This is a genomic window from Phormidium sp. FACHB-592 (assembly GCF_014695795.1).
Classification (GTDB): domain Bacteria; phylum Cyanobacteriota; class Cyanobacteriia; order Leptolyngbyales; family Leptolyngbyaceae; genus Stenomitos.
The window spans coordinates 113,817-120,713 of record NZ_JACJOZ010000089.1 but is presented as its reverse complement, the minus strand read 5'-3'; the positions used below and the strand labels follow the sequence as shown (position 1 = coordinate 120,713).

General features: G+C 47.6%; 6 protein-coding genes. 4 read left to right on the top strand and 2 right to left on the bottom strand.

Features of this window, described 5'->3' with window-relative positions:
• Positions 1–244: 244 nt before the first annotated feature.
• On the top strand, positions 245–1,102 hold the full coding sequence (locus H6F86_RS25325; protein ID WP_206756097.1) for a hypothetical protein: 858 nt from the start codon (positions 245–247) through the stop codon (positions 1,100–1,102).
• 341 nt (positions 1,103–1,443) lie between these two features.
• Here H6F86_RS25325 and H6F86_RS25320 read toward each other — a convergent pair whose 3' ends face one another.
• Positions 1,444–1,722: a Uma2 family endonuclease gene (locus H6F86_RS25320; protein WP_190452551.1), complete on the bottom strand. Its 279-nt coding sequence runs from the start codon at positions 1,720–1,722 to the stop codon at positions 1,444–1,446.
• Between the two features lie 365 nt (positions 1,723–2,087).
• Between H6F86_RS25320 and add the strand changes: the two genes are divergently transcribed.
• The gene (gene add, locus H6F86_RS25310) at positions 2,088–3,146 is read left to right on the top strand and encodes an adenosine deaminase (RefSeq protein WP_190452541.1); all 1,059 of its coding nucleotides are present in this window, start codon (positions 2,088–2,090) and stop codon (positions 3,144–3,146) included.
• A 104-nt stretch (positions 3,147–3,250) separates the two neighbouring features.
• Here the strand turns inward: add and H6F86_RS25305 are convergent, their stop codons facing one another.
• Positions 3,251–3,649 carry a WxcM-like domain-containing protein gene (locus tag H6F86_RS25305; RefSeq protein WP_190452539.1) on the bottom strand — a complete coding sequence of 133 codons (399 nt, stop codon included), beginning with the start codon at positions 3,647–3,649 and terminating at the stop codon, positions 3,251–3,253.
• A gap of 350 nt (positions 3,650–3,999) precedes the next feature.
• Between H6F86_RS25305 and H6F86_RS25300 the strand changes: the two genes are divergently transcribed.
• Positions 4,000–5,334 (top strand): SWIM zinc finger family protein, encoded by a 1,335-nt coding sequence (locus H6F86_RS25300; RefSeq protein ID WP_190452537.1) that lies wholly within the window; start codon positions 4,000–4,002, stop codon positions 5,332–5,334.
• Positions 5,318–6,889 carry a DUF5691 domain-containing protein gene (locus tag H6F86_RS25295; protein WP_190452535.1) on the top strand — a complete coding sequence of 524 codons (1,572 nt, stop codon included), beginning with the start codon at positions 5,318–5,320 and terminating at the stop codon, positions 6,887–6,889. The genes H6F86_RS25300 and H6F86_RS25295 overlap by 17 nt, the downstream gene beginning before the upstream one ends.
• Positions 6,890–6,897: the final 8 nt, after the last annotated feature.

Genomic DNA, 6,897 nt, shown 5'->3' with positions numbered 1-6,897 from the left:
CCTGAAAATCATGAAGGCATGGTTTATGTGGTCATGATTCGGTTGATGCTGAGGCGGTTAACAAACAACCGACGAACGAGGAACTTGAAACCTGCTTAACCAGCATTTACAAACACTTTCTAAAGATGAGAAGAAGCGCGCTGGAAGAAAGAAGTGAAAACTTAAGGAGATAACGCACGAAGAGGCTCGCCAGGTTGTGCAATACCTTCGGGAGCGCTGTGCTTTGAATTTGAGCAGTCCCAGCATGACAAAAAGCGCTAAAGATAGGTGTATCAAAGGACGTCAGCGGTCTATGGCATCTATATTTAAATCTTGGCAGGTTTATATAATCGTCAAGTATTTAACTTTCTGCCCAGTGCGGCAGGAGGAAATTAGAAGCCTAGAACTGGGTAAAAACATTTTCAGAAAAGTTGATGCTCAAGGCAACCCACACTACGAAGTTGAAATTCCACCTGAAGAGAACAAAAATGATTTAGACCGTAATTATAGATTGCCAGATCTTCTGACAAAAGATTTAGATACATGGATTTACGTTTGGAGGCCAATGGCTGATCAAGTGGTTAAATCCCTCGATAGTTGGCTTGAGTTTTGGGGTTTTAGACCGGGTGCCTTGGAAAAGCTTCAACAAAAATTAGCAGAGGCTGGAGCTGGTAAACTGCATGAATATGCCAAAGAGCAGGAGAAGTGTATCAAAAACTATGCGAGAAGAGTCAACGGTTTACAAAGACGGATAGCTGTCTTGGAAACAGTGAGAGCCAACCTTGATCAAAACAAGAGCATATTCGTCATGACCGGCAAAAGCCAGCATGCTGACGCCTTCGGCAAGCTACATGACGAGGGCACAATCCATAGTCTGGTTACGCGTGCTGTTGCTCGAGCGAGGACTCAATTACTCGGTAGTCCACGCCATACAAATCCACATGCTTTCAGACACATTGCGGATAAGCATGTGCGGATGCTAGGTAAGGATCCAAAGGCTTTTGATACTCTCATTGGCCACTCTGAGGAGATGGGAGATGAATACGCCGAGCAGCTTATGTCAGAGCGCGATTTGACGGATGCTATTGTCAACAACTGGTGGGAAGAAGATAGCCAAAGTTGATTAGAGCCTTCTAATCTCTCTCAAAATGGCATTGGCACTTGATGATGGTAGTTCATATCGGGCTCTACACATAGCAGTCTGACTTCTTGACTATGGACAATGGTGTCTACATCATTGTCCATAGAAGGCGCAGTAAGCGTTTCTCTGAGAGCAAAGCCGGGGGTTAACCTTGCCTCCGGCTTTGCTCTCAGCATCTCAGTACAGCGGGTATAGTACAAATAAACTGCTTTAATCGTTAAAATTCTGCTTTAAATTTCTAAGACAAAGCCCCTGGGGATCTCAATCATTAAGCGATTGAAACTTGGTCAGACACTCAAAGGAATAAGCAAATCAGCACTTCGTTACTTTTGGCGCAGCTGCAAGGCTGCAATAATGTCATCAACTGACAAGCTCAAGTTTGGAAACACCTGCGATCGTACTGGCTCAGTACCACGAAACTGCATGAACTGATACTCGCCATCAAGCAACTGGTACACCGTGATTAACGGGTGCTTTGGAGAACCGATATGACGACTGGCTCCGAGCGCGAGATAATCGACAATCCAGTATTCAGCGATGCCCATTTCTTCGTAATCTGGCAGCTTGCGCTTATAGTCGTCACGCCAATTGCTGCTGGTGATCTTTAATCGTCAGTTGATTGAGCAATATGCAGCTTTCTTGCGGCAGTGGAATCCGGCTTTATCCGTTGAGAAAAGTGAACGCCTCGCCGAAACGGTGCATCAGTGTTACAATGCCCTACTCCTCCAGGCCTTAATGGGGAAAGGAGCGTAAACGGCGACACGCTACGAAGAACTCAAAGCTTTACTAGTCATCTATCTAGCACCCTATGTAGAGCCAAAGTTAATGGATGAAGCAGTAACGAAAGTAATGACATTTCATTACTTTCGTTACTGCTTGTCGAAGAACGGGCATCGCTACAACAAGCAACGCTATCTTTGTAAGGATTGTGGCAAACAGTTTCTAGAGCGCACTCATTAGGGAACTCATGCGGATGAATTACGAAATGAACCAGATGTCCAAACGCCTGCGCGCGATGCCGAAGGTTGAAATTCATACTCATTTAATTGGTACAGCTGATGCAGAAACCATTTATCGAATCGCTCAGCGCAACCGGATAGCATTACCAGTGAGTTCTCTAGGGGAGTGGAAATTGTTTTACGAGTTTCGAGACTTCACTCACTTTATTGAGGTGTATTCCATTGCCCGTCAATGCGTGCGAACGCCAGACGATTATGTTTTTCTAGTGGAGCAATTTCTGAAACACCAGGCTGAACAGAATATTCGTTACAGTGAAGTTCATTTTGGCACTGCTTTGGCTTCTGATGGTTTGACAGATACCGAGTTGCTCGAAGCCTTGAGCCTGGGGGCAACCAATGGTGAAGCGAAATATGGTAGTCGAGTGAAATTTATTGCGGCGATCGTCCGTCATAGTCCAGATTTGCAGAAACAAACCCTGGAATGCGCCTTACAGGGACAGGACAGGGGACTTGTTGTTGGTTTAGGATTGGCTGGGCAGGAGAAAGGTTACGCACCTGAGGCGTTTGCTGAAACGTTTGCAGAGGCAAGGCGGCAGGGGTTGAGAGTGGTTGCCCATGCTGGGGAAGTGGTGGGAGCCGAAAGTATTTGGGCTGCTTTGGACCATTTAAAGGTTGAGCGGATTGGACATGGCGTTCGCTGTTTAGAGGACGATGCGTTGGTACAAAAACTGCGCGATCTACAAATCCCATTAGAGGTATCCCCTCAAAGCAATTACTGTTTAGGCATTGTCGATCGCACTCAACCTCATCCAATTCGGCAACTGATGGATGCAGGATTGTATTGCACGTTGAACTCGGATGATCCGCCAATGTTTAAAACAAATCTGGTGCATGAGTATCTTACTCTGGCTGCACAAGGGTTCTCCTGGGACGAACTCTGGCAGCTCAACTTAAACACGCTAGAAGCAAGCTTTTTACCTGAACTGGAGAAGAACACCTATCGTCAGGAGTGGCAAGCCTTTCTGACCCATCACCTCAGTAATTTTAGTCCGGCAGCACCAGCTTGAAGTCTTCAAACAGAAATTCCCATCCTTTACCCTAGGGTGAGGCTGCCATAAGCCAATCTGCACCTGCCTCTGAATGTTAAATGGAGAATACAAATCTGTGTTTGCTATATTGTGTGAGATCGATGCTGAGTTCCTTCGCTAGGCGTAATAAACAACACAGAACTTCGTGTATAAACTTTAGCAGTGTGCCATGTCCCAGACGGTACGAGAATGTAGTCACCAGGAGCATTGAGAGAGACTATTCTTTCACTTCCGTCTTGCTCTAAAACAAAATCAACCCGTCCGAATAGCAGGCACACAAATTCCTCTCCGGCTGGATGCATTTCCCAGCTATCCCAGTCTTGCTCAAAGATGTAGTGTGAGACCAATCGCTTTCCCTTAAAGTCTCTAAATTGTTGTTCCAAATCTTGGTAGAAATGATCACTTACTGCAACTGGAATGGCATTGTCAGCATCAAGGACAACATAGGTTGAGTTAATGTTCTTTGGAATCTCTTCACTCATTGATTTGATTGCCTCTTTCGCTCGTTAACGCTTACCCGTTTGACAACTAAATAAGCAGGCGTAGATTATTGTATCTCTCCCCACTTGAGAAACAAGCGGCACAAGCTATGGGGATCTCCTCTAGAGGGAAACTGCTTTGCCGTTCTCCTTCAAAACCAAAAGCGACATTTAACAAGTCGTAGCATCCGGAATCCTATCTAATGACATAAGGCGGAAATTCCAACAATTTACTCTTGTAATATTACATAGTACATTTGAACCAAGTACTTCGTAAGAATACGGATGACACACCTCAGCCGAAAACGTTACGAAGGCGTTGGGACATTGCATGAGTTTGACGGGGAGTTTCTATGCCTGCCCAATGGACAGCAGATCAGGTATTAGCGCTGGCACCAGATGCAGCTTCTGCAAAAAGTGGGCGTGGGTTGGCAACTCGTCAAAAGTGGATTTCTTTAGGTCAGCAGCAGTCTGTGATTTGGGGTGAGTGTCAGGGAAGTGGCAAAAATCCTTATCAGGCACAGATTGATCTGAGCGAACCGGCGTTCCGTTGTAGCTGCCCCAGTCGTAAATTTCCCTGCAAGCATGGATTGGGACTGTTTCTGTTGCTAGCAGAGCAACCGGGGGAAATAGTTGAGACAGATCCCCCTGCCTGGGTTACAGAATGGTTAGCCAGCAGGTCACAGCGGGCAGAGAAACAAGCCGAGAAGCAGGCAAAACGACAGGAACAGGTCGCCGATCCGATCGCACAAGCCAAGCGAGTAGCAGAACGGCAGCGTAAGGTAAGCGCAGGCATTCAGGAATTGCGCCTATGGTTAGACGATCGAGTGCGGCAGGGGTTGGCAACGCTGCCGCAGGAGTCCTATCAGATGTGGGATACGATCGCTGCCCGCATGGTTGATGCTCAGGCTCCCGGTCTGGCACGACAATTACGAGAACTGGCTGGAATCATTCACACGGGTGCAGATTGGAGCGATCGGGTGCTGGAGCGACTGGGGCGGCTATATCTGCTTATCGAAGGCTTCGAGCGGATTGAAACCTTGCCAACCGTTGTGCAAACTGACCTGCGAACTCAACTGGGCTGGTCACTGAATCAAGAGGAGGTTTTGACCGGGCAGGCTCATATAGATCTGTGGCTGGTGGTTGGGCAGCGCGCCGAGGAAGAGGAACGGTTGCGGGCACGGCGAACCTGGCTCTACGGCATTGCCACTCACACCTTTGCCCTCTTGCTGGATTTTGCCCACGGTCATCAACCGTTTGAGCAAAACCTTTTACCAGGAACGTATCTGGAAGCGGCGTTGGTGTTTTATCCCAGTGCTTATCCTTTGCGTGCCTTAATCAAAACTCGTCAAGAAGCAGTTGTCCTCCCAAAACCCCCACCCGGTATTCAGTCGATCGCTTCTGCGATCGACACTTACAGTCAGGCATTGGCAAACTGCCCTTGGCTAGAACGGTTCCCGCTATTGCTGCAAAATGTGATTCCACGGCGGGAGGAGAAGGGCTGGCTGCTGCAAGATCAACAGGGTGTGGTGTTGCCCCTCTCCCGTCGAATGGACGCAACTCAAGGATGGCAACTCCTAGCCTTGAGTGGAGGCTATCCCCTTTCGGTGTTGGGTGAGTGGGATGGCACGTTCTTAACGATACTGAGCGTTTGGGTGGAGGATTCCTATTATGGCTTTGGCAACTGATTCTCCCTGGCAGGCGATCGTCGCTGCTGCTCTGCTGGGCACAGAACGACAACCGTTTCAACTACCAAACATCTCTGGTAACTTAGGAAACTGCTTGTCTCAATTAAGCGATCGCCCCAACGAAGCGGCACTCCTCTTGGCAGTTGGGATAGTGTCCCTACATCAGCGCGTTGGATGGCTTCCCGAAGTGCGATCGGTGACTCAAGTAGAATCCTGTTCATCAGAAGATCTTCTCCGGTGCAGTCCTCGTGCTGTGCGTTGTTTACAACAAATCTTTGAGGGACAGTTTCCGCAACTGTTGAGCGAGTGGTTAGAGAGAGCTGCGATCTCTGGAAAGCGCGTGCCTGAGATACTGCTTCCATCCCTGCTAGATAAAGGACGACAGCAACGAGAATTGCGAGCAGCTATTCTACCTGTTTTAGGGCAACGGGGACGCTGGCTAGCCGCACAGAATCCTGATTGGAGCTATGCAGTGGCTTTAACCACAGAAGCAGACTGGGAAACAGGAACGCCATCAGCACGATTGCTCTATTTGCAAGATTTGCGATCGCACAATCCTGATCAGGCTAGAGAACTGCTGCAATCAACCTGGAAGCAAGAAACAGCCAGCGATCGCGCCAAATTTCTGGAAATCTTCCGCGTTGGACTCAGCCTGGCAGATGAGCCATTTTTAGAAGATGCATTGGGCGATCGCAGTAAGGAAGTCCGACGAGTTGCAGTGGATTTACTTGCGAGTCTGCCCACTTCGCGCCTGTGCCAACACGTAACAGAACACACTTGTCGCTATCTCTCACTTGAGCGCGAGGTGTCATCCTTACACGTGCAGCTACCCGATCATTTGGATGAAACGCTGATTCAGCTTGGATTTGAACTAAAACCATTGTCCTCCATAAATAGTAAGGTGGGCGAAAAAGGTTGGTGGCTTTTGCAAATGCTTAGTGCAACTCCGCTTAGCACCTGGACCGAGCAATGGCAGATGTCACCACAGCAAATTATCAAGCTAGCCCAATCCCATGAATGGCAGAATGTTTTGCTTGATGGATTTGCATTAGCAGCCAAGCGTCAGGGAAACCACGAATGGTTGGAGGAAGTTATCAGAGTCTGGTTTGTTGGACAAACATCGATTAATAGAAATGTGGTGCTCGTTGACCTTAGTACTGAGGCTTTGGTTGAGGCGTTGTCTGGCGATCGACGTAATGCTCTCTTAATTGATCTGTTCCAGGTTTTCCATAGAAGAATCAATGATTCATTAACAATTTGGTTGCTTCGTTCCAGTTCCCAATTATGGAGCGTTGACTTAGCTCGTCTCGTTTTGGATGGATTAGAGGAACATTTGAATCACACCAAAACTTTTTCAAATTCTGATTGGGAACTGAGATCTGCACTCAAAGAATTTGCTCGTTTTATTCCAGTTAGCCTCACTTCAGAAGTTATTCGGTTACGTGAAAGGCTAGCGAATGATTCTCATTGGATGAACAGCATGAATGATTTGATAGCGTTACTAGAATTTCGCAAAGAGATGGCACAGGCGTTTGGAATGGGGGATAGGGGATAGGAACTAGC